This is a genomic window from Sulfurovum aggregans (assembly GCF_055385215.1).
On sequence record NZ_AP042387.1, the window covers coordinates 1,609,751 to 1,633,757 of the forward strand.

Annotated in this window: 27 protein-coding genes; 19 read left to right on the plus strand and 8 right to left on the minus strand. The window is 38.0% G+C overall.

Going from position 1 to position 24,007, the window contains the following annotated elements:
- Window position 1 precedes the first annotated feature (1 nt).
- Entirely contained in the window at window positions 2-499 is a 498-nt protein-coding gene (locus ACZ48W_RS08220; RefSeq protein ID WP_464827863.1) for a YajQ family cyclic di-GMP-binding protein, read from the plus strand.
- A gap of 84 nt (window positions 500-583) precedes the next feature.
- On the opposite strand, the gene ACZ48W_RS08225 is transcribed toward ACZ48W_RS08220, so the two are convergent.
- Window positions 584-829 (minus strand): hypothetical protein, encoded by a 246-nt coding sequence (locus tag ACZ48W_RS08225; RefSeq protein WP_464827864.1) that lies wholly within the window; start codon window positions 827-829, stop codon window positions 584-586.
- 124 nt (window positions 830-953) lie between these two features.
- On the opposite strand from ACZ48W_RS08225, the gene ACZ48W_RS08230 reads away from it, so the two are divergent.
- Together ACZ48W_RS08230 and ACZ48W_RS08235 are read left to right on the plus strand one after the other, a co-directional pair.
- Complete coding sequence (locus tag ACZ48W_RS08230; protein ID WP_464827865.1) at window positions 954-3,074, plus strand: molybdopterin oxidoreductase family protein; 2,121 nt, start codon at window positions 954-956, stop codon at window positions 3,072-3,074.
- 580 nt (window positions 3,075-3,654) lie between these two features.
- Window positions 3,655-3,819 carry a hypothetical protein gene (locus tag ACZ48W_RS08235; protein WP_464827866.1) on the plus strand — a complete coding sequence of 55 codons (165 nt, stop codon included), beginning with the start codon at window positions 3,655-3,657 and terminating at the stop codon, window positions 3,817-3,819.
- A 98-nt stretch (window positions 3,820-3,917) separates the two neighbouring features.
- On the opposite strand, the gene ACZ48W_RS08240 is transcribed toward ACZ48W_RS08235, so the two are convergent.
- Both ACZ48W_RS08240 and ACZ48W_RS08245 read right to left on the minus strand, forming a co-directional pair.
- The gene (locus ACZ48W_RS08240) at window positions 3,918-4,127 is read right to left on the minus strand and encodes a hypothetical protein (protein WP_464827867.1); all 210 of its coding nucleotides are present in this window, start codon (window positions 4,125-4,127) and stop codon (window positions 3,918-3,920) included.
- Between the two features lie 92 nt (window positions 4,128-4,219).
- Window positions 4,220-4,438, minus strand: a complete 219-nt coding sequence (locus ACZ48W_RS08245) for a cold-shock protein (protein ID WP_464827868.1) — start codon at window positions 4,436-4,438, stop codon at window positions 4,220-4,222.
- Window positions 4,439-4,936: 498 nt separating this feature from the next.
- On the opposite strand from ACZ48W_RS08245, the gene ACZ48W_RS08250 reads away from it, so the two are divergent.
- From ACZ48W_RS08250 to purF, 6 genes are all read left to right on the plus strand, one after another.
- Entirely contained in the window at window positions 4,937-5,278 is a 342-nt protein-coding gene (locus tag ACZ48W_RS08250; protein ID WP_464827869.1) for a YraN family protein, read from the plus strand.
- Window positions 5,279-5,309: 31 nt separating this feature from the next.
- Window positions 5,310-6,092, plus strand: a complete 783-nt coding sequence (locus ACZ48W_RS08255; protein WP_464827870.1) for a phytanoyl-CoA dioxygenase family protein — start codon at window positions 5,310-5,312, stop codon at window positions 6,090-6,092.
- A 132-nt stretch (window positions 6,093-6,224) separates the two neighbouring features.
- Window positions 6,225-6,542, plus strand: coding sequence for a thioredoxin (gene trxA / locus ACZ48W_RS08260; RefSeq protein ID WP_464827871.1), 318 nt, complete (start codon window positions 6,225-6,227; stop codon window positions 6,540-6,542).
- A 130-nt stretch (window positions 6,543-6,672) separates the two neighbouring features.
- Entirely contained in the window at window positions 6,673-7,614 is a 942-nt protein-coding gene (gene trxB / locus ACZ48W_RS08265) for a thioredoxin-disulfide reductase (protein WP_464827872.1), read from the plus strand.
- A gap of 12 nt (window positions 7,615-7,626) precedes the next feature.
- Window positions 7,627-8,394, plus strand: coding sequence for a 4-hydroxy-tetrahydrodipicolinate reductase (gene dapB, locus ACZ48W_RS08270; RefSeq protein ID WP_464827873.1), 768 nt, complete (start codon window positions 7,627-7,629; stop codon window positions 8,392-8,394).
- A gap of 1 nt (window position 8,395) precedes the next feature.
- On the plus strand, window positions 8,396-9,763 hold the full coding sequence (purF, locus tag ACZ48W_RS08275) for an amidophosphoribosyltransferase (RefSeq protein ID WP_464827874.1): 1,368 nt from the start codon (window positions 8,396-8,398) through the stop codon (window positions 9,761-9,763).
- Window positions 9,764-9,814: 51 nt separating this feature from the next.
- Here purF and hisIE read toward each other — a convergent pair whose 3' ends face one another.
- The 5 genes from hisIE to ACZ48W_RS08300 all read right to left on the minus strand — a co-directional run bounded on the left by hisIE (window position 9,815) and on the right by ACZ48W_RS08300 (window position 13,279).
- Entirely contained in the window at window positions 9,815-10,486 is a 672-nt protein-coding gene (hisIE, locus tag ACZ48W_RS08280; protein ID WP_464830483.1) for a bifunctional phosphoribosyl-AMP cyclohydrolase/phosphoribosyl-ATP diphosphatase HisIE, read from the minus strand.
- Window positions 10,487-10,605: 119 nt separating this feature from the next.
- Window positions 10,606-11,697 (minus strand): prohibitin family protein, encoded by a 1,092-nt coding sequence (locus ACZ48W_RS08285; protein ID WP_464827875.1) that lies wholly within the window; start codon window positions 11,695-11,697, stop codon window positions 10,606-10,608.
- A 9-nt stretch (window positions 11,698-11,706) separates the two neighbouring features.
- Window positions 11,707-12,627, minus strand: coding sequence for a branched-chain amino acid transaminase (locus ACZ48W_RS08290; RefSeq protein ID WP_464827876.1), 921 nt, complete (start codon window positions 12,625-12,627; stop codon window positions 11,707-11,709).
- A gap of 77 nt (window positions 12,628-12,704) precedes the next feature.
- Window positions 12,705-12,893, minus strand: coding sequence for a hypothetical protein (locus ACZ48W_RS08295; RefSeq protein WP_464827877.1), 189 nt, complete (start codon window positions 12,891-12,893; stop codon window positions 12,705-12,707).
- A gap of 2 nt (window positions 12,894-12,895) precedes the next feature.
- Window positions 12,896-13,279 carry a hypothetical protein gene (locus tag ACZ48W_RS08300; RefSeq protein ID WP_464827878.1) on the minus strand — a complete coding sequence of 128 codons (384 nt, stop codon included), beginning with the start codon at window positions 13,277-13,279 and terminating at the stop codon, window positions 12,896-12,898.
- A gap of 128 nt (window positions 13,280-13,407) precedes the next feature.
- On the opposite strand from ACZ48W_RS08300, the gene ACZ48W_RS08305 reads away from it, so the two are divergent.
- From ACZ48W_RS08305 to ACZ48W_RS08350, 10 genes are all read left to right on the plus strand, one after another.
- On the plus strand, window positions 13,408-13,773 hold the full coding sequence (locus ACZ48W_RS08305) for a hypothetical protein (protein ID WP_464827879.1): 366 nt from the start codon (window positions 13,408-13,410) through the stop codon (window positions 13,771-13,773).
- Window positions 13,774-13,967: 194 nt separating this feature from the next.
- Window positions 13,968-14,315, plus strand: coding sequence for a hypothetical protein (locus ACZ48W_RS08310; protein WP_464827880.1), 348 nt, complete (start codon window positions 13,968-13,970; stop codon window positions 14,313-14,315).
- Window positions 14,316-14,444: 129 nt separating this feature from the next.
- The gene (locus ACZ48W_RS08315) at window positions 14,445-15,116 is read left to right on the plus strand and encodes a c-type cytochrome (protein WP_464827881.1); all 672 of its coding nucleotides are present in this window, start codon (window positions 14,445-14,447) and stop codon (window positions 15,114-15,116) included.
- Entirely contained in the window at window positions 15,106-16,557 is a 1,452-nt protein-coding gene (locus ACZ48W_RS08320) for a cbb3-type cytochrome c oxidase subunit I (RefSeq protein WP_464827882.1), read from the plus strand. The genes ACZ48W_RS08315 and ACZ48W_RS08320 overlap by 11 nt, the downstream gene beginning before the upstream one ends.
- A 44-nt stretch (window positions 16,558-16,601) precedes the next feature.
- A complete protein-coding gene (locus ACZ48W_RS08325) occupies window positions 16,602-16,748 on the plus strand; it encodes a hypothetical protein (protein ID WP_464827883.1) in 147 nt (48 codons plus the stop codon).
- Between the two features lie 283 nt (window positions 16,749-17,031).
- A complete protein-coding gene (locus ACZ48W_RS08330; protein WP_464827884.1) occupies window positions 17,032-18,744 on the plus strand; it encodes a cytochrome D1 domain-containing protein in 1,713 nt (570 codons plus the stop codon).
- 87 nt (window positions 18,745-18,831) lie between these two features.
- Window positions 18,832-19,953, plus strand: coding sequence for a multiheme c-type cytochrome (locus ACZ48W_RS08335; protein WP_464827885.1), 1,122 nt, complete (start codon window positions 18,832-18,834; stop codon window positions 19,951-19,953).
- Window positions 19,954-19,997: 44 nt separating this feature from the next.
- The gene (locus ACZ48W_RS08340) at window positions 19,998-21,323 is read left to right on the plus strand and encodes an NAD-binding protein (RefSeq protein ID WP_464827886.1); all 1,326 of its coding nucleotides are present in this window, start codon (window positions 19,998-20,000) and stop codon (window positions 21,321-21,323) included.
- Complete coding sequence (locus ACZ48W_RS08345; RefSeq protein ID WP_464827887.1) at window positions 21,305-22,759, plus strand: TrkH family potassium uptake protein; 1,455 nt, start codon at window positions 21,305-21,307, stop codon at window positions 22,757-22,759. Before ACZ48W_RS08340 ends, ACZ48W_RS08345 begins: the two co-directional genes overlap by 19 nt.
- A 211-nt stretch (window positions 22,760-22,970) precedes the next feature.
- Window positions 22,971-23,966 (plus strand): type I glyceraldehyde-3-phosphate dehydrogenase, encoded by a 996-nt coding sequence (locus tag ACZ48W_RS08350; RefSeq protein WP_464827888.1) that lies wholly within the window; start codon window positions 22,971-22,973, stop codon window positions 23,964-23,966.
- Window positions 23,967-24,007: the final 41 nt, after the last annotated feature.

A 24,007-nucleotide genomic window follows, 5' to 3' on the forward strand; every position in this document is an offset into this window, starting at 1 on the left:
GATGGCAAAAGACCACTATTTTGATATTACGGCAAAGCTGGATATGATGGAGCTTAAAAATGCGATCGTGATGGCACAAAAAGAAGTTGCTACGCGTTTTGATTTTAAGGGTGTAAAAGCAGAGATCGATCTGAATGAACAGGCAAAAACACTTTCGCTCAATTCATCAAGTGATCAAAAGATAGATGCACTGAAAGATATACTTATCTCTAAACTCATTAAAAGAGGGATTGCCGGAAAATCGCTTGAAGAGGTAAAGACTGAAGGGATCTCCGGCGGTAACACAAAAGTGATTTACCGTATCGTAGATACCATTGACAAAGATGAAGCGAAGCAGATCGTGAAAGCGATCAAGGCGATGAAGATCAAAGTCACTCCTTCTATACAAGGGGATGAAGTACGTGTATCCGGTAAAAAGATAGATGATCTGCAGGCAGTAATGGCTGAAGTGAAGACTTTAGATCTAAAAGCACCGCTTGTGTTTGGGAATTTTAAATAATTTGTGTAGGGGCAATCCCTTGTGGTTGCCCTATAGCAAGAATCCAAAGGGCAACCACAAGGGTTACCCCTACGGCGGGTGCGATCAGGAGCAATGTCCTCCACCGCAACAGCCCGAGTGTTCTGCCTGTTTTGCATCAACAGCAATTTTAAAATTTTCACCATCTTCACTCAGTCTGAACTCATGTTTCTGACAAAATTTTGTATTCATATGGTTAACCATAAGTTGCGCCTGGATAAGTGCTTCATCTTTTGAAGTAAATACTTTATTGTTCTCGTAGATACTCTTTTTGAAACATCCACACTCTTTATCTATATTAATTGTAAACATTGTTAATCCTTTTGATATAATTTGACAGATATTAGCCAGTATTGCTTAAATAAATCTTTATCTTAAGGCTAATTAGGATAAATTTTATCTTATTTAGCAATAAATCATCATTCAAGGGCACAAAATGACAAAAAAAATTGATTCACAAGAGCGTAAAGAGATAGAAAGTGTATGTACCTACTGTGGTGTGGGATGCGATATTACAGGTGTGGTAGAAAACAATAAGATCATAAAAATATTTGCCCAAAAAGATGGAGTGGTTTCTGAAGGGAAGCTTTGTATAAAGGGTAAATATGGATATGACTTTGTGGATGCAAAGGATCGTATCAGGGAACCTCGTATCAAAAAATCTTTTTTAGAAAAAAATCCTCATATCAATGAAGTTGTATCTGAGAAGTTGACAGAGTTCGATTCTGACTATATGACGTGTGACCTTGATACGGCTACGACCATCGCTGCCATAAAACTGGATGAGATCAAAAAACAGTATGGCGGTGACAGTTTTTGTGCTATAGGTGGAGCCAGAACTTCTTGTGAGTCTGCGTATGCATTTCAAAAATTCTGTCGTGAAACCATGGACTCCCCTCATGTAGATAACTGTGCAAGGGTATGTCATTCTCCGAGTCTAAAAGGGATGAGAGCAACCATGGGTGAGGGGGCAGCGACCAATCCTTACAATGATATCTATGAGACAGAATTCATGATCGTGATCGGTTCCAATACGATGGAAGCGCATCCTATCATTGCCAATCGTATTGTAGATATGGCAAAAAAACACAATAATCTGGCTGTCATTGATGTACGTGAAACGAAGTTGGCCAGATTGGCTAAACATAACTGTGTTATTCCTTTTGAATCAAACTTGCTCATACTCAATATGATGGCATATGTTATTATGGATGAAGAACTTTATGATGAAAGTTTCATTGCTAACAGAACAAAAGGCTTTGCTGAATTTAAAGAGAAGATCCTGAATGATCCTTATGCAAATCCTGCCTTTTTTAAAGAGATAGAAGGGTATGAATATTTGGCAAAAATGATACCTAATATCGCCAGAGAATATGCTGTGAAAAAATCAATGATATTCTGGGGACTCGGTATTACACAAAACCTGGACGGTTCATATGCAGTAATGGCGATCACACACTTGGCACTTATGACAGGGAATGTAGGTAAAACAGGTGCAGGACTCATGCCTTTACGTGGACAGAACAATGTTCAGGGAGCTTGTGACATGGGTTGTCTGCCTTATTTTGCACCGGACTATCAGAAGCCGAAAGCAGACGGACTTATGACACCGCAGCTGATGGATGCAATGCTGGACGGGCGTATCAGGGCACTATTGAATATGGGAGAAGATATCACGCATATCCATCCAAATATCAACAAGATAGACAAAGCTATGGATATGCTGGAATTTGTGATGGTACAGGAACTGTTCATGACAGATGTGACAAAAAAAGCAGATATTGTCATAGGAGTAAGGTCTGCCTATGAAAAAACAGGGGTATATGTGAATGCAATGAGAAGACTGCACCTTTCTCAACCCCTTGTAAAGTCAGACCTGCCTGATGACTGGGAAGTGCTTACGCAAATGGCTGATAAACTTGGTGATGGTGAGAACTTTAACTTTAAAACCAGTGAAGATGTTTGGAATGAAGTAAGGGTGGTGGCACCAAGAAGATTTTCCGGGGCAGACTACTATAGACTGGAGCGTCACCGAAAAAGAGGGATGCAGTGGCCTATCTACCATGAAGATACACCGGTACTTCACCTATTGGATTTCCGTACAGAAGATGGGCTTGGGAAGTATGTCTATAAGCAGTATGAACCAAGAGGAATGGTGCAAGAGATTCTTGATAAGAAGTTCTATAACGATTCTCTTGAGGGTTACTACCTGACTACAGGCCGTACACTTGCACATTATAACAATGCAGCGCAAACAAAAAGAAGTTCCAAACTCGATACCAAGTATGATGAAGATGTGTTGCTCGCACCACTTGGAGATGAAGAGAAACTCGGAGACAGAGTGATCTTAAAAAGTGACTATGGTGAGAGTGAAGCATTGACAGTAAAATTTACTGAGAAAGTAAAATCAAAAACACTTTTCTGTACCTTTCATCATGCAAAAAGCCGCATAAATGCTCTTTTTGGGGATGAATGTGATGAGCTGATCCTGACAGCCAGATTCAAATCTGTAAAAGTAGAAGTGATTCCTGTTGGGGATGAGGTGGCGTGCAGTTAATTTGTCTATAGGGTCACAGGTTGTGACCTTGGAAGTGGAAGAGAATTACTTTTTTACTAATACATATAATCCCCTTATATTGATGATGCTTTTCCTTATAAAACCTCCTATATAGAACATTTTATAAGATTTTCTATAGGAGTATACATGTTAATGGTCTTTAAACGTCGCTACAACAACAAACCTTATAAAATATGTTAGATTATAAGGTTTTCAATATCTTCAAAAATGGAGGATATTTTAGAGGGAAATCACTTAAAAACTTAGATTCCATTTTTTAGATACCAAAATATTGAAACATGATTGAACTTCTTTGGTTGTTCAGAGGGTTCAATAGTTATTAACTTTCGATATAATATTAAGAACAAGGATCATAGTATAAAAAATCTTTGTTATTTTTAATATTTACTCTACTTATAGGAATGAGTATAAATGGATGTGCAACGTGGTATGGAGTTAAAAAAATACAAGCTGTATATGGGATGTTGTTACATCATAATCAAGCAGTGCATAATGCAACTTTATAGTGCATCGTGTTTCACAATAGACTATAGCAGAGATACTGCGAAAGTGATGACTAATGGCTAAAACAAACTATTCTTATGAAAAACGGGGTCGAGAACTCGAGAAGCAGAAAAAACAAGAAGCAAAACGTCAGAAAAAGCTAAATAAGAAAAATGATACTGAACAAGAGACAGAAGTTGAGTCTCCATCATCTGCAGATAATCCTTTAGTGAAAGAGTAGCCCATAAAATTTTCTATTTTACAATAAGACAGTATTTTTTAATGTTAGAGTGGAGTTTTTTTAATGTAGATCATCAGAATTTATGAGATTCTGTTTCTCTATAAATTGGTAGGTTTTTCTTCTATTATTTTTAGGTTGAGCCAAGATGGTGGATTGTAAAAATTAAGACCACTTTCGTTCCAGTCCTTTTTTTCACTATGACGAGTATGTAATATGCCATTAATCAGAGTATATTGCAACCCTGTGATACTACTAATAAGATTTTTACCTTCTTTTAACGCTTCTAAAACAGTTTCTCTACTTTTCATACGTTTCCTTGTAAGCAATTCATAAAAAGACCTATTAGTCTCTTTATAAAATTGTTTAAAATATGGACAGATTTCTCTGCCCATGGATGGTCTTAGAGACCAGTAACGTTTTCAGCTTGTAAGCCTTTTTCGCTTTTACCGATCTCAAAAGTAACTTTTTGACCCTCATTCAGAGAAACACGGTCATAACCATTACTATTAATTTGACGATAGTGTACAAATACATCATCACCACCATTTTCTTGTTCGATAAAACCGAAACCTTTTTCACTGTTGAACCATTTTACGGTTCCATTTACTTGAGTTGCCATTGCAATTCCTTTAGTTGTTTATACATTTCATTACTGAAATGCTCAAAATATAATGTGGAGTGTTCTTTCGGGAGGATGATACTGTAAACTAAAGGTTAGCAATAAAAGTCAAGCCAAAGATGAAACTCTAAATCATCTTTCAATGTGTGTAGTATAGCAGAATAGGTAAACTATAGCAAGCCATATGGCTGAGACTAATATTTGGTTTAGTTAGGTTGTATGTGAAGAGAAGAAGTATCATTTTTATATTTCAAATAACTTTAAGCATAACTCAAAAAAGTTTCTCCAAAGAAACCTATCTGATACGATGAAAAAAATGAGCGTTCAAAAAACCTTATAAAATATATAATTTTATAAGGTTTATTGTTTTGAAACAGAAAGAAAGGTTTGACTAAAAAACATGACAATCTGACATATTTTCATTTATCTTCTTTTTCTTAAGTCATACTATCCTTATGAAACTTGAAGTTGCAATTTGCAACATTAAAGGAGAAGAAGATGCGTGAACTTCCCAAACTTTTCGGAGATGAAAGTGAAACACTTGCCACACAGTTTTTAGAACAAGAGAGCTTTGTAATCTTGGAACGTAACTATTTTGCCAGAAAACTGGGTGAGATAGATATTATTGCCCAAAAGAGTGATGTGCTTCATTTTATAGAAGTAAAAAGCGGAAAAGCTGATTTTGACCCTGTTTACAATATAACGCCTGCAAAACTTCGAAAAGTGATTAACTCAGCACATTATTATATGAAAAGCAAAAATTTGGATGTAGAGTTCAGTATTGATGCCCTGATCATCCGTATGAATGAGGTGGAGTTTATAGAAAATGTTACGCTATAATGTCCACTGATCATTTTTCAAAGGGTTACTTATGACACTTACTGATGTACAAGTGCAGCAATTTAATAAAGATGGGTTTTTGCTTTTATCCGGTTTTGCAGATAATGAACTCTGTGATACCATAAAAGATATAGCAAAGGCCCATTTAAAGCATAAAGTACCTCCTATTGAAACAGAACTGGAGTATGTCAGGAAGTCCAAAGAAGAGAGAGAATATATTTCTGATGGACATGCCGAGCAGTTTGAAGAGCGGATCACAGTGAGACGGCTTCGGCAAGTATATCATCGTGATATCGTTTTTAAGCAGTGGATGGAGAGCAAGAAGATACGACCTGTGCTAAAGCAGATCCTGGGAGAAGATCCTGTGATCACAATAGCACATCATAACTCAATCATGACAAAAATGCCTCAGACTTCTACTGAGACCTCCTGGCATCAGGATTTTCGTTACTGGAATTTTGAAAATGACAACCTTGTAAGTGTATGGCTTGCACTTGATGCGGAGAGTACTGAAAATGGTGTACTGGAATTCATACCGGGAAGTCACAGGATGTCGTTCAAGGCTTCACAGTTCGATGAGAAAGAGTACTTTTCAGAGGCTGTAATAGAAAATCAGGCACTGATCTCTACAAAAGTAAGTCATCCGCTACACAAAGGGGATGTGGTACTTTTTCATTGCAAACTGTTGCATAGAGCCAACAGGAATACTACAGATGAATCAAAGATCTCTTTTGTTTATACGGTTAAAGGGCGCAGCAATACAGCTATTGAAGGAACGCGCTCTACAGAATATCCGGAGATTATTCTTGAATAATAGGAGTTTTTTTGTCTTAATTATACACATTGGAATGAAATTATATTGACAAAATCAAAAAGATAAGTTATAACAACGGTTCATTAATGAAATTAGTATATAATTTCAAGATAACATCTTAAAGGAATAAATATGGCAAAATATGTAGAATTAACAGCAGATAATTTTGATGCGACAGTAGCAGAAGGCGTAACTATGGTAGATTTCTGGGCTCCGTGGTGCGGACCTTGTAGAATGATCGCTCCGGTGATTGAAGAACTTGCAGAAGATTTTGACGGAAAAGCGACTATCGCTAAAGTGAATACAGATGAGCAGCAAGAACTTGCTGTAAAATACGGTATCAGATCAATCCCTGCGATCCTTTTCTTCAAAGATGGTGAAGTGGTAGATCAAATGGTAGGTGCAGCTTCTAAAGATGCATTTGCAGAAAAAATCAACGCACAACTGTAAGTTGTACTATAGTTGGGAAGATTTTCTTCCCGCTACTCTTCCTTCCAAAACTTCTTCTAAAAATTATTAACCAAGTATTTAAAGTGTATAATTCCAGTAATTATTTGTTTAAAAATTTTAAGGATTCAAAATGTTAGATTGTGCGATTATCGGTGGTGGACCGGCAGGCTTAACAGCAGGACTTTATGCTACACGTGGCGGGCTTCAAAATGTGACTATGTTTGAAATGGGGATGCCTGGTGGACAGATCACTCAAAGTTCTGAGATAGAGAACTATCCGGGATTTTTTGAACATGATAAAACAGGTATGGATTTTATGGATACCTGGCAGAAACAGTGTTTTCATTTTGGACTCAAACATGAGATGAAAAAAGTAGAACGTGTGGTTAAAACAGGTGAACATTTTACTATGACACTTGAAGGAGGAGAGAGTGTAGAAGCTATGACAGTAGTGGTTTGTACAGGTAGTACACCAAAGAGAGCAGGCTTTAAAGGTGAAGATGAGTTTTTTGGGAAAGGTGTAAGTACGTGTGCAACTTGTGACGGATTTTTTTATAAAGACAAGCCGGTTACAGTATTAGGTGGTGGAGATACAGCATTGGAAGAGGCATTTTATCTTTCCAATATCTGTTCAGATGTCTATGTTGTACATAGAAGAGATGAGTTTAGAGCGGCTCCTCCGACACTTGAGAGAATACAAAAAAGAGAGAATATACATCTCATTACAGATTCTGTCATAGAGGAAGCTTATGGTGATGCGATGGGTCTGGCAGGTGTAAAAATACGTAATATTAAAACTGATGAGATCACACAGATGGATAATACAGGACTTTTTGTCTTTGTAGGACATAACGTTCAAAATGAAGTACTGAAAGATGAAAATGGACAGTTTATCTGTAAAGTGAATGATTGGGGGCAGGTAATTGTAGATCTTAGCATGAAAACATCGGTTGAAGGACTGTTTGCAGCAGGTGATATGCGGATTGAAGCACCAAAACAGGTTGTCTCTGCAGCAGGTGACGGAGCAGTTGCAGCACTGCAGGTAATTTCATATATTCAAGAACAAGCGTAAAAGGAAACAAAAATGGTAAAAGTCGGTATTGTAGGCAGTACAGGAAGAATGGGTGAACATCTCATAAAAAACATACTTGAAGATGAGGCATTGGAACTTAGCGGACTGCATGTATTTGATGAATTAAAAATAGATGTACCTAATGATGTACTTGTGACGAATAGTATGACAGCATTGCTTGAAGCTTGTGATGTGATCATTGATTTTTCCGCACCTGTGGCAACACAGGAACTTTGTGAAGAGGCTCTGAAAAATCCTACGCCATTGGTTATTGCAACTACAGGATTTACAGCACACCAGCAAAACCTTTTAACAGAAGCGGCTAAAGAGATGCCTGTACTGTATGCATCCAATATGTCAGCAGGTATTGCATTACTCAAACAGCTTGTTGAACAGGTTTCTGCTACGTTAAAAGATTTTGACATCGAGATCGTAGAGCAGCATCATAGACATAAAGTAGATGCACCAAGCGGAACAGCACTGACCTTGGGCGAATTTGCAGCTAAAGGGCGTGGTTTGGACTTGGATGCTGTACGTGTTTCAGGAAGAGACGGACAGATAGGTGCAAGAAGTAAAGATGAGATCGCAGTCATGGCACTTCGTGGCGGTGACATTGTAGGTCGCCATACAGTTGGTTTTTACAATGATGGAGAGTTCTTGGAGCTGAATCATACGGCAACCAGTAGAGAAACATTCTCAAAAGGTGCTATTCGTGCAGCGAAATGGCTTGTAGATCAAGAGAGTGGGCTCTACTCTATCAACGATTGTTTAGGAATATAATATGTGTGCAATAGTAGGTGTATTTGGTGCTAAAAAAGCTTCTACCGTAGCGTATTATTCTCTCTTTTCACTGCAACACCGTGGTCAAGAGGCAACAGGGATATCTGTCGCAAATGGTGAGAAAATCTCAATTTATAAGAAGAAAGGCATGGTTGCAGATGTCTTTTCTCAAAGCACACTTGATAGTTTAGAAGGTGGATGTGCTGTCGGACATAACCGTTACTCTACTGCAGGAAGTGAATCAGCCGGTGATTCTCAACCTGTTTTTGCTAAATACAAGTTGGGTGAGATATCAGTTGTACATAATGGGAATCTTATCAATAAACATGAAGTCAGAAATGAACTCATTGACAGAGGTGCGATCTTCCAAACAGATATGGATACAGAGAATATCATACATCTTATAGCAAAATCTCAAAAGAATTCTTTAGTAGATCGTATCAAAGATATGCTGACTAAAATAGAGGGAGCATACTGCCTGGCGATCCAAAGTCGTTCTAAAATGTTCGTGATCCGTGACCGTTTCGGTATTCGTCCTCTAAGCCTCGGAAAACTTAAAGACGGTGGTTGGATCGTAGCGAGTGAGACTTGTGCATTTGACTTGGTAGGAGCAGAGTTCGTACGTGATGTAGAGCCGGGTGAGATGATTACATTTGAAGAGGGTAAAGAGCCTCTGAGTGAGCAGATCTTTGAACCGGACTATCATCCGTGTGCCTTTGAATATATTTATTTTGCCAGACCTGACTCTATTATAGACGGTAAGAATGTTTATGAAATGCGTTTGGAGATGGGTAAAAAATTGGCACAAGAGACTCCTGCTGATATTGATCTGGTATTGCCTGTACCGGATTCCGGTGTAGCAGCAGCACGTGGATATGCTGATGGTCTTGGTGTACCGTTTGAGATGGGGATCGTCAGAAACCACTATGTAGGACGAACGTTCATTGAACCGACTCAGGAGATAAGAGACCTTAAAGTGAAGTTGAAGCTCTCACCTGTAAAACATCTTATAGCTGGTAAAAGAGTGGCGATCATAGATGATTCACTTGTACGCGGTACAACTTCTAAACAGATAGTACGTATGCTTAAAGAGGCAGGTGCTAAAGAGGTACATATGCGTATTGCAGCTCCGGAGATCAAGTACCCTTGTCGTTACGGGATTGATACACCAACGAAAGCAGAGCTTATTTCTACCAAGTTCTCTCCCCAGGAGATAGCAAAAAATATGGGTGCGGATTCACTCGGTTTCCTTTCTATAGAAGGACTTAAAGAGTCTCTTGGTAAAGAGAGAACCTATTCATTAGTAAGTTTTGATGGGAACTATTTTGCCGGGGGTAATGCAGAGAGCCCTGGATGTTCAGAAATATAATGTAGGGTGTTGTCTCCTGACAACACCAAAGATATTTAATAAAAAGAAAAATTATTTTTTACGATTTGCTTTTTCTGTAATCCCACTCATTCCAAATCTTCGAGCCAACTCTTGTTTAACTCTGTCAGGTGAGATCTCTCTGTAGCCTAATCCTACGAGTGTATGATAGAGTAAATCAGCACTTTCGTAGATGACCTGTTCATCACTCTCTTCGCTAATCGCTACACAAACTTCATCTGCTTCTTCACGGATCTTGCCCAGCATGAGCTCTTTATCATCAAGTAACTTTTTTGTCCATGATTTAGCTTCTTCTGGAGCATTTTTACGCTCTAAAATGGTATGGTAGAGTGTGTCCACTACACCATAGATAGCATCTATATCTACCTCTTTATCCAAGATGATTTTATCTTGTATTACAGAAGTAAAGAAACAGCTTTTACGCCCTGTATGACAGGCTACACCATTTTGCTTTATTTTAAGTATAACGGTATCGGCATCACAGTCAAGTAATACATCTTTGACTTCCTGGGTATGTCCTGAACTTTCACCTTTTTTCCAGATGCGCTGTTTACTTCTGCTGAAATAATGTGCATAACCAGTTGAAAGAGTAAGCTTATAGGCTTCTTCATTCATATAGGCAAGCATAAGTACCTGGTTTGTTTCATTGTCTTGTGCAATGGCAGGGATGAGGGGGTTTTTGTTCCAATCGATGGTCATCATAATAATTTCTCCGAAATTATCAGCGTTGAGCGTTGAGCGTTGAGCGTTGAGAAGATCAAAGCATTTTCAAAGAAAATGCATACATCAACTCTTCACTCTTCACTCTTCACTCTTCACTGACTTTATTGTTGTGCAGAAATGGCTTTCTGCTCTTTGCCTTTTGCATCTACCCAGATGTTAGGTACTGCACCGCCAGGTGTAAGGAATATCTGTGCATCTCTGTTGACTTTGAGTGCTTCATTGAACTTACCCTGTGTTTTTATCTGCTCAAGCTGGAGAAGTTCAGGAGTAAGTGAATCTGAGATGAGTCTATTCGCTTTTGCCTGCTCTTCAGCTTCGATACGGATCTTATCTGCTTCACCCTGTGCTTCAATACGGTTTTTCTCTGCTACACCACGCGCTACTTCAGCTGCTTTTTGTGCTTGCTGTTTTGCTTTCTCTTTTTCCTGCTCTGCAATGGTTACATCCTGCTTGGCTGCCTGAACCTCTTCTATCTTCTCTTTGATTTTCGGAGGTAGAACGATATTTCTGAGCTCTACAGATGAAAGTGCTACAGGCTGGTTAGGTAGAGCATCTACTTTTTCTCTTACTTTTGTCTGGATAGCCGATGCGATCTCATTTCTCATTTCCGGGAGTTGTTCCGCTGTGTATTGACCTACGACATCTCTTACGACTTCTCTTACTTTGGAGTTGATGATCTTCTCTTCCCAGCTTGCACCCCATTTTTCTATAGTTGCTGGTGCACTTTCCGCTTTAAGTCTATACTGAACAGCAAGGTCAATATTGACTGTCAAACCTCTTTTATCCAGCACAGAGATGGCTCTGTTTCTTCTCAGCCCACCTTCAAATCCTCTATATCTGTCGCCAAGTTCACTTGTCACATCGTTACTATAGGTAATAAGCCTGATACGAGTATTGACTGGAATCACTTTTTGAAACACAGGGATGTAAAAATGCAACCCTGCGCTTAAAGGCTCAGGTTGGAATTTACCTGTAGTGACTTTAATCCCTACTTCACCGGAATTGATGATGGCAAATGGTTTAAGTACAAAAAATGCAAACCCGATCGCTAAAGCGACAAATATCCATGGTGCACCTTTACCCATGTTTCCCAGTGGGTTTTCGAAATTGTTTCCACCACTACGGCCGTTACTGTTATTTGAGTTGCTACTCGGTTTCTTTTTTTTAAAATAATCGTTCATGTCTGCTGGCATGATTTTCCTTTAGTTTATATAGGTTAAATGTTGGATATAGTCAGGATTCTTACCTGCGACTACATCAAAATAGGCTGTTTGTAATTTTTCAGTGATAGGTCCACGTGAACCGGCACCAATGATACGTGCATCTACTTCACGGATAGGGGTTACTTCGGCAGCTGTTCCTGTAAAGAACGCTTCATCTGCGATGTATATTTCTTCACGGGTAATACGTCTTCTTACTACTTCGATACCCATATCATTGGCTAAGTCTATCACCGTTTGTTGTGTGATAGACTCAAGTGTGTTGTCACTTGGAGGAGAGATAAGCTTTCCATCCCTTACCATGAAGAAGCATGCACCTGAAGCTTCAGCAATGTAGCCCTGGTCATCTCTTAGAAGGGCTTCATCATATCCTGCTTCAACTGCTTCAAATTTTGCCATCTGTGAGTTCAGGTAGTTTGCTACAGCCTTGGCCTTACCCATACCTGATGTATTGGGTGTTCTTGTCATGGATGAGATCTTTACTCTTACACCTTTGCGAAGGCCCTCTTCACCAAGATACGCTCCCCATTCCCATGCAGAGATAGAAACCTGAACGGGAGCATCTTTATGATAGAGCCCCATAACACCATACCCTAGATAAACCAGTGGTCTGATGTAGGCACCATCAAAGAGTTCATTCTCCTGTAGGAGTTTTATTTGTGCCGCGTTGAGCTCTTCAAGTGTAAAAGGTACATCCATCAATGTCATTTTAGATGAGTTTAAAAGTCTTTGTGTGTGTTCATTTAACTTGAAAATCGCACATCTTCCATCTACAGTTTTATAGGCTTTGGTCCCTTCTATAGCACCGTTACCATAGTGTAATGTATGTGTGAGGACATGTACTTTTGCATCATCCCAAGGTGTTAGTTCACCGTCCATCCAGATATATTTTGCTTTGTTCATTCTTATTCGCTCCAAGACATGCCCATAGGCAGTCAAAATTAATGGATTATTCTAGCTAAATTGTTGTTAATAGTCGGTTATGCAAATTTAAGGAAGAGTCCTATGGTAAGAGAGAGAAGTATAGTAGTAATGATAAGTAGGGGATTATGCCATTTTTCTGCAATCACCATTTTATGCTCTATCCAATCTATGATCTTCATGGCAGGGAAAGCCATAAAAACCAGCATCACGACAGAAAAAACAAGCGTAATAACAATATCAGTCATCTTTATATCCCATAATAGCGATGAACAAAATTTATCTCTTCTTTGGTCTGAAGGGGGAGTGATGAGAGTTGGGAACTATTATTGTCTAAGATAATGAGAGTGTTGTCTTTTATCTTAAGATGTTTTTTCCCCCACACTTTTTCAAGTCGTTCAAACTCTTTAAAGAGTGTCATATTGGTAGGTTTTTCTTTAAATTCAGGGTCTTCCTTGCTCTTGATCTGTAGTCCTCCAAAACGTTTATCCAAGTAGAAAGGACTGTATTGTTGTACGGTTTGATATACACGTTTATTCTTTGAACTTGGCTTGCTTTGAAGAAATGCATCAAGACCAAAGAGTATAAATCCTATGAGTAGTGCAAGAGGAAGATATTTTTTCATTGAGTTCATAACGGGCCTTCATTGATATTTTTAGAAAGTATAGAGCCTTTTGGCTAAAAATCGCTTGATGGATATCAATAGTCTCAATGCTAAAATGTGCTACCATTATTAAAATATAAATTATAGGCAGAATACTAATGAAAAACTTTTTCTTTTTAGAGGGTGCATATCTTATACTTGGAGCCATTGTATTACTTATTACACTGTTTGTCACTACCAGACCATTTATGGCAAAAGGAGCTGTAAAAAAGGGGCTTATGTGGGTATCGTTGGTAATCGCTATTATGGTTGGTGCTCATTATAGCATAACAGTCAGTAGAATGACAGAGGTTAAAAATGCATTTGAAAAAGACCTGCCTATCATTTGTGAGAGTCGAATGCAACGAAAAGTAGCACAGATCGTAATTATCCAAAAATCCAAGGACTGGTCTTTGGAAGGAGACAACTTTGTCTCTCCTAATTATTCAAGACCTTTCTTTTCTGCAAGATGTATTGTTAAATAGAATTTTTCAATACATGTATAACTTTTTCTTCTAAAATAACACTATAATTTTTACTTAATCAAATTATCAAAATTTATGATTTTTATCTATTTTCTTGATATATGTCAATCCCATCTCTTTTTGAAGCTGTCATAATACTTGCATGCTCTAGGGTTTTGATCTCTTTAGTAAATAGATATCCAATAGGAGACATAATGGAACCGTTGATAATTCGTCCTGAGATTGCGTTAGATCAATTCTTACCTATCTTTATAGAGTCAACACTCGTACTCGTTTTTGGCGTAGGGTATGCAGCAATCATTACCCTTTCTAAAATGGGGTACTTTTCCAAAAAATGGATGCCTGTTGGATATCTGTTTTGGGCATTACAAACTTACTTCTTGTATGATTTCGCTGTTCTCATCCAAAGTAACCACTTTACAATGAAAGTATTGATGGTCACGATGGTGGCATATCTTTTTATTCCTCACCTCTATTTTCATTTAATAAGTGCAGCGGATGATCGTTATGAAAAAACAGATGAAACCATACAGGAAAAATAATAAATTGAACACTTTAGTGTAAAGTCAAAATGCGACCAGTCGCATGAGCCAACTGCTGAAGTTGACCCAGTGTCAGCGTAGCTTGTTGGGCTTTGCTCAAAAGCGTTCTATCACAAAAAAGGAGGACACATGGCTAATGAAAATATTTCGGTTTGGACCAGTATACCATTTTGGCGACGTTCAGCAGCATGGGTAACAGGGTTTGCAGCTATTTTGCTTATCTGGCTTACGTTTGATACGCTTGGACAGATCTCAATGGGTACAGATGCAGATCTTAAGAACGGGGTAACCAAAAGGGTACCGGCTGCAACAGTAATCAATTATAAGATTGATTATCAAATGAGTCAAAAAAGAGGGCATGAGGTACCAGTGATTGGGGAAAAACAACCATTCTTTGGAAAAGAGTGGAGTGAACAAGAGGCAGCAGACTTGCTACACCTTGGTAAATTGACTTCTCAAGCAAAAAACTGTATGAACTGTCATACGCTTTTAGGGAATGGCGCATATTATGCACCGGATCTTACAAAAGCTTGGTTGGATCCGGCATGGCAAAATGGTGGACCACTACAGGGTATGACAGGGAAAAATACCGTTGAAGAAGCAATGGCTGAGTTCTTGCAGCATCCTTCACAGTATCCTACACATGCTCGTATGATGCCGGATCTTGGTATTACTGCGGATGAAGCAAAAGGGTTGGTAGCTTTCCTTAAACATATGAGTAGTATCGACACGAATGGTTTCCCTAGAAACTTCTCAAAAACAGTTGAACAATTCAAAGCAGGAGGCACTAATGCTCACTAGTATTAAAACAAATGAATTTGCCGGTAGTAAATCCAAAGAATTAGGAATGATGTATTTCAGAGTAGCGATCATACTCTTTGGTGCACAACTTCTTATGGGACTTATTGCAGCGATACAATTTTTGGTTCCGGGGTTCTTATTTGAACTATTTGATTTTTCAGTAGCCAGAATGGTCCACATTAATGCACTTGTAGTTTGGATGCTTTATGCAATGATCGGTTCTGTTTACTATATGTTACCTGATGAAACAGGTATAGAAACAGTGGGTGTCGGGCTTGGTAAACTTGCTTTCTGGGTACTTACAGCAGCAGTTACTGTAGTTGTACTTGTCTATATCTTTGTCCAAGTAGGTTCAGGGACAGAAGCAACTATCTGGTTTATTAATGAAGGCCGTGAATATATTGAAGCACCAAGATGGGCTGATATCGGTATTGTTGTTGTTGTACTTATCTTTTATTGGAACGTTTTTGCTTCTTTTATGAAAGGTAAGCAAACAGGAATTATGACGGTTATGGTTGCTAACTTGTTAGCACTTGCTGGTCTTTATATAGCAGGTATGTTCTTTACAGACAATATCTCTATGGATCAATTCTGGTGGTGGTGGGTCATACACCTTTGGGTTGAAGCAACATGGGAAGTATTTGTAGGAACACTTGCAGCGTATGCATTGATCAAAATTATCGATGCAAAAAGAGAGATCGTTGAGATGTGGTTATGGATCGAAGTTCTTATGCTCTTTGGTTCAGGGATCCTTGGTATGGGTCACCACTACTTCTGGATCGGTACACCTGAGTATTGGTGGGAAATCGGTGCACTATTCTCAGCACTAGAGCCAGTGCCATTGGTTGCAATGTTCGTTCATGTCCTTTATGACTGGGGTAAAGAGCAAGGTATTGCCAAAGCAGAGGGTAAACCAGGTTCTGTTATGAAGAATGGTCCTGCTATGGCATGGATCGTAACAAATGCATTTGGTAACTTCCTGGGTGCAGGTATATGGGGATTCTTCCATACTTTACCTCAAGTAAATATCTATACACACGGTACACAGTTTACTGCGGCACATGGTCACTTGGCATTCTTTGGTGCCTATGCAACGATCCTCATAGGAATGATGTATATGGGTCTTCAGGGTGCGTATGGTATTAAACGGATGAAAGCAACATTCAAATCTAAAATGGGGATTTTCCTTATTACATTTGGTGTTCTAGGGATGGGTATTGCCTTGACTGTCTCCGGATATGAGCAAGTACTTGTTGAGAGAGCAGAACTTGGTGCTGGATGGAGTGCATTCTTTACTGCACAAGAGTTACCTTGGTATATTCAAGGAATGGAGTGGAGAGCCGTTATGGGTGTAGTCACATTCGTAGGGTTTGTCTATTTGGTTTGGGATCTCCTTACTATCGGAGCCCAAGCTAAGAAAGCTCAGGCAGCTGAAGCATAGAGGATATGGGGTTTCCCATATCTTAATTTTTAAAGGAGAAAATTATGATTGAACCATTCACAGATGTCGTACCAAGTTTTTTTGGTATGTTAAATCAAGGACCATTGACCCTGACTATTTTTTTACATACGGTGATTATCTTACCTATGTTCTGGATATATAAACAGGAAAAAGAAAAACTTAACAAATAAAACTGTTATCATGAGATTTGATGATAATTATATATTTTGCTTAAGTAAATAGATGTTACACTTGGGTGCAATTTTTACAAATTGGCGAAGAGGGTATGAGGACTGGGTAGAGTCCTCAAAAAGTGTGTGAGTTGTCTTTTTAAAAAGATTTGTGATTTTATCGAATGAAGCTTAGAAGAAAGGTAAAATTTTCTTCTTCCCAAAAGAAAAGATTCAGTAAGAGGAATTGAAAAGGGGGCTTTGCCTCTTTTCAAGGGGACCGATATTATAAAAAGGAGAAAAAATGAAATTGAACAGAATTTTAGGTTTGGCAGCAGCTACTAGTTTTGTAGCAACAATGGCTTTGGCTGGTACGTCAACTATGGACTTTGCCAAAAAGTATGAAAAAGAGTGTCAGGGATGTCATGGACCTATCCACCAGGGTGGTGTTGGATCGGATCTTAGACCTAAAGCGCTGAAGAAAAAAAGTAGAGAATTTTTAGCAGAAAGAATTCTTAATGGTGTTGAAAATACGGCAATGCCGGCATGGAACTCCACTTTCTCTAAAGATGATGCTACGGGTATGGTTGACTGGTTGATGGATTGGAAAAATACAGTTGAATTGACACTTGACCTTGATGAGGTTAAAAAGACTTGGACAAAACTTGCAGACAGAGAAGCTTTGGCTAAAAAATATCCAAAACCAACAGAAGTAAAATCTGTATTGGATATTACCTTTGCAACAGAGAGAGATGCATCTTTGGTTGACTTTATTGACTCAACGAACGGTAAGGTACTTTCACGTCATAAAGCCGGATTTGCAGTACACGTAACAGTAACAAACAAGAAAAATCCTAGATATGCTTACTCTATCTCTCGTTCAGGTAAATTGACAATGTTTGATATCGGTGCTCCGGGACAACCGGCGTTGGCATCTGTACAGGTTGGACAAGAATCTCGTGGTCTTGCAGTTTCTCCGGATGGTAAATATGTGATCGCAGGTAACTATAATCCGGGTGGTGCGGTACTGTGTGATGCTATGACACTTGAGCCGCTTAAAGCATATGATACAAGTAGAGTAATTGACCCAGATGGACAAATCGGACCATCAAGAGTAGCATCTTTAGCAGATACACCTTATGGACCGTACTTTGCGATGGCACTGAAAGATGGTGGACATACTTATATTATTGATTACTCTAAACCAAACTTTCCGATCGTTGGAGATATTCCAAATATTGGTAAGATCCTCCATGATGCTTTCTTGAACGAAGATGAAGGTGAAGACTTCGGTAGATACTTTATGATCGCATCCCAAGGATCTGATGTTGTTGGTATTGTTGACTTTAAAGAGAAAAATCTTGCAGCTAAAGTATATACTGGTAAGAAAACAAAGCCACACCCGGGTCAAGGTTCATCTTGGTACTCTAAGGGTCAGAAAAAACAACTTCATGCTACACAAAGTATGAATGTTGGTAAAGTGGTCATTTGGGACTCTAACTGGAAAGTAGTAAAAACTGTAGATACAGCTGGCGGAGGTCTCTTTGTTGGTACTTCACACCATACACCATATATCTGGTCTGACTGTGTACTTGGTAAACCAGCATACTATAATGAAGTTCATTTGATCAATAAAGATACATTGGAGACTGATAGAATTATTAAAGTCGGTAAAACAAAAGGTCAATTGATCGATGCGAAGACGAAAAAAGTACTTCAAGAGTGGGATGCAACACAACATGAGAAAGTGGCTGTGAATGAAAAAGCATTCGGTAAAGAAACAATTCTTCCAATGCCTTCTAAGTTAGGTGCAGCAGTGAAAAATCCTGTGCAGCCAAGATTGCTTCACGCAGAGCCTGCTAACCATGGTAAGTGGACAATGATCTCTGAGTGGACTACAGGTAGAATCGGTATCTATGATTCTAAAACAGGTAAGTTCATCAAGTATATTGAAAACTTGACAACACCGACATTTACATACTCAGTTGAGCACAGACAGCATATCCCTGGTGCTTAATGGATACTTTTACTCTCCCCCTCGGGAGAGAGTAATTTATTGAAATGATCATTAGATCATTTCAATAAATTACCAAGGTTTTATTTGATGAAACGAATCGTTTTTTTTAAACTCTGCTTTGTATTGTTCTCTCTTTTTTCTTTTTCACAGGCAAAATATCTTGATAACCACTCTTGTAAAGAGTGTCATGAAAAGATCTATGAAGAGTTTCAAGGTTCACAGCATGCCAAGGGTTATTTTAATGATGAATTGCATCGTAAAATAGCTGATACAGTGTCTAAAAAAAAATATGCATGTGCTACCTGTCATATGCCTATGGCAGATAATCTCAAAGATCTCATTTCCGGTGAGGCAAGACCTGATAAAAACAATAAGACCCATACAGATGCTATCTCCTGCTACTTTTGCCATACCATTGCATATGTGAAAAGTGCACATAAATTCAATATCAATACGAAGGCAAGACAAGCTGAAAATTACAAACCTACGCTTTACGGCAGACTCCATAATCCTGATGACAGTGACAAACACTCTTCTGCTTCCAATCCTGTTTATGCTAAAAAAGTCTGTATGGGATGCCACTCTCACAAACTCAATGATAATAATGTAACCATCTTTAGGGCGATGGATAAAAAACAGGACAGCATAGGATGTATCAAGTGCCATATGCCAGAGATTGAGGGTGGTGCAGAGAAGATGGATAAGCGTGCCAGAGGACAACATGCCAGTCATAAGTTCCTGGGTATTCATGACAAAGAATTTAGAAAAACGGGAGTAGATATCAATATTTCTGTGGAGAAGAAGAAACTTACAGTAGGGCTGACCAATAAGATGGAGCACCCGCTTATTATACAACCGGCACGTGCAAAATTTTTAAAAATTGAAGTAGAAAGAAAAAGCAAGGTGATTTGGCAAAATTATAAAACAGATCCGGATGAAGATAAACAAGGATATTTTGCCTATAGTTTCAAACGGGATAAAACAGATATTATTATTCCGGCTACAGCAACAGAGGGAAGTGTACATAATCTTAATGCAAAAGAGACAAAAATATTGATTTATCAAATGCCTTCTTTTGAAAAAGGGGACAGGATAATGGTTTCTTTGTATGTCCAATTGGCCAAAAGTGATTGTGCCAAAGTCATAAAATTGGAAGATGAAAATTTAACAAAATCTATCCTGATCAAAAAAGTCATTTTAAAGTTATAAAAGAGTACTCTTTTTTATCTGCATATACCAAAGGATCAGATACAATGGATATTATGATAGCCGGTGCCGGAACAGTAGGGTACAGTCTTGCACAGACACTCTCTTATAAACATAATGTGATCGTTATAGACAAAGATATCAACAAACTCAACAAACTGGATGAAGAGCTGGATATCCTGACATTGTACGGAGATATAGAAAATCCAAAAATATATCAGTCACTTAATTTTGACAGTGCAGATCTTTTTATTGCTGTAACTGATTCAGATGAAGCGAATCTGTTATCGACTTTAATTGTAGAGGATGTAGTGGTAGTTAAAAGAAAGATCATCAGACTGAAAAATGATGGTTTCCTAAAAAGTCATGTATTGCAAAAACTCTCTATTGATTATGCTGTTTTTCCGGATATTACAACAGCGAATAAAGTCAAAGCACTCTTTACTTTTCCAAAAGCAAATAATGTAAAAATGTTTCATCAGACAAAACACAAGCTTATTTCTATAAGAGTGCAATACGATAGTGAAGTACTATACAATGTAGATGAATTCATCAATGAAAATGTATCGATTGTAGGAATAGAGAGAAAAAAAGCATTTTTTATTCCACACAGAGATGAATATATTCACAAAGATGACCTTGTATATTTTTTTGGCAATATTAAAGTTATTGAAGAAATATCCTCCAAATTAGATGAAAAGATGCCTTCTTCTATCAAAAAGATTGTGATCTTCGGTGCCAATACTTTAGCCCAGAAGATCGCAAAAGTGTTGTTGGATAAGAAGTTGGAGATCAAGATGATTGAAAAAGATATCGGTCATTGCAGAACAGCTTCAGAAGTTCTGCAGGGAAAAGTAACCATTATCAATTCAGCCTATGATGATCAGCGTCTGTTTGAGGAGGAAGGGCTTAAGAAAGCAGATATGATCATTGCAGCAGGGCATAATGATGAGAAAAATATAGTTAAATGTATAGAAGCAAAAGAATATGGTGTACAGAAGGTTGTAGCGGTAAATAATGATAAAGCATATTACAACTTAATGCATAAGATGGGTGTAGTTGTTGTAAGAGGTAGCAAGGCAGGGGCACATTATGCCATTTTAGAGAAGATATCTTCAAGTTCTATTGTAACACAGAGACATTTTTGCGGAGGCAGAGGAGTTCTTTTTATGAGAAAGATCTATCCCAACTCTGAACTTATAGGTAAAACGATCAAAGAAAACAAGATAAACAACTCAATCCTGTTTCTTTTAAGAGAAGATAAGATATATGATCTTTCTCAAATTGAGCAGCTGGAACAGGGTGATACATTTGTTGTATTTGGAGATATTGAAAATAAAGAAGAGATACAACAATGGATATATACGCTTTAAAAAATGTTTTTAAGTTCATCTCAGTGATAGGAGTAGCGCTGAGTCTGTTTTTCTTTACGGTGATCATAGTCGGATGGATATATTATGAAAATATGAGAGATTTCATATATTTTGATATTTTACTGTTTGCCATCAATGCAATTCTTTTTTTGCTGCTAAAGAATCATACGATGAAATTAAGTATCAAAGGGGGTATACTTTCTGTCAATCTTACCTGGATACTTTTAGGTGTTGCAGGGGCAATTCCTTTGATGCTTTATACGGGCATATCTCCGGAAGATGCTTTTTTTGAGTCTGTAAGTGGCTTTACTACTACAGGTGCTACGGTGTTTACAGAGATAGAGTCTCTGCCAAGATCTATACTCTACCTAAGAAGTTTAATGCATTGGTTGGGAGGCATGGGTATTATTGTATTGGGTGTCGGACTCTTCTCGCTTATTAATCCAAGTGGTTCCATGACACTTTTCAAGGCAGAATCCACAGGTATAAAAATGGAGAAGATAACTCCGAAAGTCAAAGATACTGCTATAAGATTATGGGGAATATATATTCTGTTCACTCTTATGGATGTTATTGCTTTAAAATTTGCAGGAATGAGTTTTTTTGATGCTGTGAACCATGCATTCTCAACTATATCAACAGGAGGATTCTCTACAAAAAATGCTTCCTTGGGGTATTATCATTCCAGTATGATCATTTGGATCACAACATTTTTTATGATCCTTTCAGGGATCAACTTTTTGGTACATTTAAAACTTTTTTCCTCGGGAAAAATTGATGGGTACCAACGAGAAGAGGTACTTTGGTATCTTATTATTTTCATTGTACTTTCATTGATATTGAGCAGTATAGATATTTTTGCGAAGCATGACAGTTGGCTGCATTCATTGACCCATTCATTTTTTACGATCGCTTCAGTTCTTACAACAACAGGATTTGCAACTTTGGATTATGAACAGTGGGGACATATGGCGATCAGTATTATCTTTATAGCTATGCTTGCCGGAGGAAATGCGGGTTCTACAGCAGGAGGAGTAAAAGTGATACGTTATGTTGTATTGTTTAAAAATATCGCATTACAGCTAAAAAGAATACTTTACCCCAATGCAATCGTAGGACTTTTTATAGATGGGAAAAAAGTCTCATCGCAGATCATAAGTTCTACTACAGGATTTATTTTTCTGTTTGTAGTAACCAATATGTTATTGACACTTTATCTTTTTGCCAGAGGATTTGATGCCATGACCTCTGTCTCTACCGCTTTGGCAATAGTGGGAAATATCGGTCCTGGATTTTCACTTACGGGACCGGCACAGAATTATGCATTTTTCAGCGGAATGGATAAAATGATCTTATCAATGACTATGATTATAGGAAGACTTGAATTCTATACAGTTTTTCTATTGTTTAGCCGGAGTTTCTGGAAAAAGTTTTAGTGGATTAAAAGAAAAACAGTTTGATCTTGTATGAAAAATAAGAGCTGTATAAATTCTTTTGTTCTAAATCAATTGCTGTCCGTTTAAATAGTGTTATGATTAGCTCCCAAGAGTGATTTATCGTAGAGGATACTTGGAAGATAATATATTTTATTTTAAACTTTTGACTGATTATTTTGTATGGGGATGATAGGAGAACAGGATTATAGGTATGAAAAAAATACGAATTTTTATCAATGGATTTGGGCGTATCGGCAGATGTGCAGCACGAATCATTTTGGAAGATAGCAGTCTGGAGCTGGTGGGGATCAATGATCTTTACAGCTATGAACAGATGGCATATCTTTTGAAGTATGATTCTATTTACGGAACTATACCATATGAGATAAAAGCAGAAAACCATACACTTTGTATTGATCAGCAAAGAGTAAAACTTTTTTCTGAACCTAGTCCTGAAAATATAGATCTGACTTCACTTGGTATTGATGTTGTTTTGCAGTGCAGCGGAATGTTTTTAACCGTTGAATCCAATAGACCTTTGATCGAAAACGGAGCAAAAAAAGTGATTGTATCTGCTCCTCCGTCAGATGGGATGCCAACCTATATCTATGGAGTAAATCATAAACAGTATGCCAATGAGTCTATCATTTCAAACTCGAGTTGCTCTGCCAATGCTATTGTTCCACTGTTTAAGATCATTGATAAGTATTTCGGGATTGATAGTGCAATGATGAGTATGTACCATAGTTATACAGTATATCAAAATCTGCTTGACAGTAAACACTACTCCAAAGATATACGCAGAACACGTTCTGCTACACAGAATACTATTCCGCTTATGAGCAGTGCAGCTGAGGCAACTGGTTATTTTTTCCCTCACCTCAAAGAGAAGCTTTATGCTAAAAGTATCAGGGTACCGATTCCAAGTACGACATTATATAATTTAAGTATCAGGCTGAAAGGAAGGTATACAAAAGAGGAAGTGAATGCCAGATTTGAGGTAGAGGTGAAATCCTCATATAAAAACATACTTGATACTACAGAGACTCCAAATGAATCTAACGATTATATATTGAACCCCTATAGTGCTGTGATCAACCTCCCTTTTACTGAGATAGCAGGTGATTTGCTCAGAGTCTCAGCCTGGCAGGATAATGAATACGGGTATGTTAAAAGATTGGTCGATATGGCAAAAGCAATAGCATAATATGAGGATAAAATAATTGATTACAATCAATAAATGATCAA

What these genes read in the sequence shown, in the direction of transcription:
- ACZ48W_RS08220 (WP_464827863.1), top strand. Translation starts at nt 2, where the DNA reads ATGGCAAAAGACCACTATTTTGATATTACGGCAAAGCTGGATATGATG.
- ACZ48W_RS08225 (WP_464827864.1), bottom strand. Translation starts at nt 829, where the DNA reads ATGTTTACAATTAATATAGATAAAGAGTGTGGATGTTTCAAAAAGAGT.
- ACZ48W_RS08230 (WP_464827865.1), top strand. Translation starts at nt 954, where the DNA reads ATGACAAAAAAAATTGATTCACAAGAGCGTAAAGAGATAGAAAGTGTA.
- ACZ48W_RS08235 (WP_464827866.1), top strand. Translation starts at nt 3,655, where the DNA reads ATGGCTAAAACAAACTATTCTTATGAAAAACGGGGTCGAGAACTCGAG.
- ACZ48W_RS08240 (WP_464827867.1), bottom strand. Translation starts at nt 4,127, where the DNA reads ATGAAAAGTAGAGAAACTGTTTTAGAAGCGTTAAAAGAAGGTAAAAAT.
- ACZ48W_RS08245 (WP_464827868.1), bottom strand. Translation starts at nt 4,438, where the DNA reads ATGGCAACTCAAGTAAATGGAACCGTAAAATGGTTCAACAGTGAAAAA.
- ACZ48W_RS08250 (WP_464827869.1), top strand. Translation starts at nt 4,937, where the DNA reads ATGCGTGAACTTCCCAAACTTTTCGGAGATGAAAGTGAAACACTTGCC.
- ACZ48W_RS08255 (WP_464827870.1), top strand. Translation starts at nt 5,310, where the DNA reads ATGACACTTACTGATGTACAAGTGCAGCAATTTAATAAAGATGGGTTT.
- trxA (WP_464827871.1), top strand. Translation starts at nt 6,225, where the DNA reads ATGGCAAAATATGTAGAATTAACAGCAGATAATTTTGATGCGACAGTA.
- trxB (WP_464827872.1), top strand. Translation starts at nt 6,673, where the DNA reads ATGTTAGATTGTGCGATTATCGGTGGTGGACCGGCAGGCTTAACAGCA.
- dapB (WP_464827873.1), top strand. Translation starts at nt 7,627, where the DNA reads ATGGTAAAAGTCGGTATTGTAGGCAGTACAGGAAGAATGGGTGAACAT.
- purF (WP_464827874.1), top strand. Translation starts at nt 8,396, where the DNA reads ATGTGTGCAATAGTAGGTGTATTTGGTGCTAAAAAAGCTTCTACCGTA.
- ACZ48W_RS08285 (WP_464827875.1), bottom strand. Translation starts at nt 11,697, where the DNA reads ATGCCAGCAGACATGAACGATTATTTTAAAAAAAAGAAACCGAGTAGC.
- ACZ48W_RS08290 (WP_464827876.1), bottom strand. Translation starts at nt 12,627, where the DNA reads ATGAACAAAGCAAAATATATCTGGATGGACGGTGAACTAACACCTTGG.
- ACZ48W_RS08295 (WP_464827877.1), bottom strand. Translation starts at nt 12,893, where the DNA reads ATGACTGATATTGTTATTACGCTTGTTTTTTCTGTCGTGATGCTGGTT.
- ACZ48W_RS08300 (WP_464827878.1), bottom strand. Translation starts at nt 13,279, where the DNA reads ATGAACTCAATGAAAAAATATCTTCCTCTTGCACTACTCATAGGATTT.
- ACZ48W_RS08305 (WP_464827879.1), top strand. Translation starts at nt 13,408, where the DNA reads ATGAAAAACTTTTTCTTTTTAGAGGGTGCATATCTTATACTTGGAGCC.
- ACZ48W_RS08310 (WP_464827880.1), top strand. Translation starts at nt 13,968, where the DNA reads ATGGAACCGTTGATAATTCGTCCTGAGATTGCGTTAGATCAATTCTTA.
- ACZ48W_RS08315 (WP_464827881.1), top strand. Translation starts at nt 14,445, where the DNA reads ATGGCTAATGAAAATATTTCGGTTTGGACCAGTATACCATTTTGGCGA.
- ACZ48W_RS08320 (WP_464827882.1), top strand. Translation starts at nt 15,106, where the DNA reads ATGCTCACTAGTATTAAAACAAATGAATTTGCCGGTAGTAAATCCAAA.
- ACZ48W_RS08325 (WP_464827883.1), top strand. Translation starts at nt 16,602, where the DNA reads ATGATTGAACCATTCACAGATGTCGTACCAAGTTTTTTTGGTATGTTA.
- ACZ48W_RS08330 (WP_464827884.1), top strand. Translation starts at nt 17,032, where the DNA reads ATGAAATTGAACAGAATTTTAGGTTTGGCAGCAGCTACTAGTTTTGTA.
- ACZ48W_RS08335 (WP_464827885.1), top strand. Translation starts at nt 18,832, where the DNA reads ATGAAACGAATCGTTTTTTTTAAACTCTGCTTTGTATTGTTCTCTCTT.
- ACZ48W_RS08340 (WP_464827886.1), top strand. Translation starts at nt 19,998, where the DNA reads ATGGATATTATGATAGCCGGTGCCGGAACAGTAGGGTACAGTCTTGCA.
- ACZ48W_RS08345 (WP_464827887.1), top strand. Translation starts at nt 21,305, where the DNA reads ATGGATATATACGCTTTAAAAAATGTTTTTAAGTTCATCTCAGTGATA.
- ACZ48W_RS08350 (WP_464827888.1), top strand. Translation starts at nt 22,971, where the DNA reads ATGAAAAAAATACGAATTTTTATCAATGGATTTGGGCGTATCGGCAGA.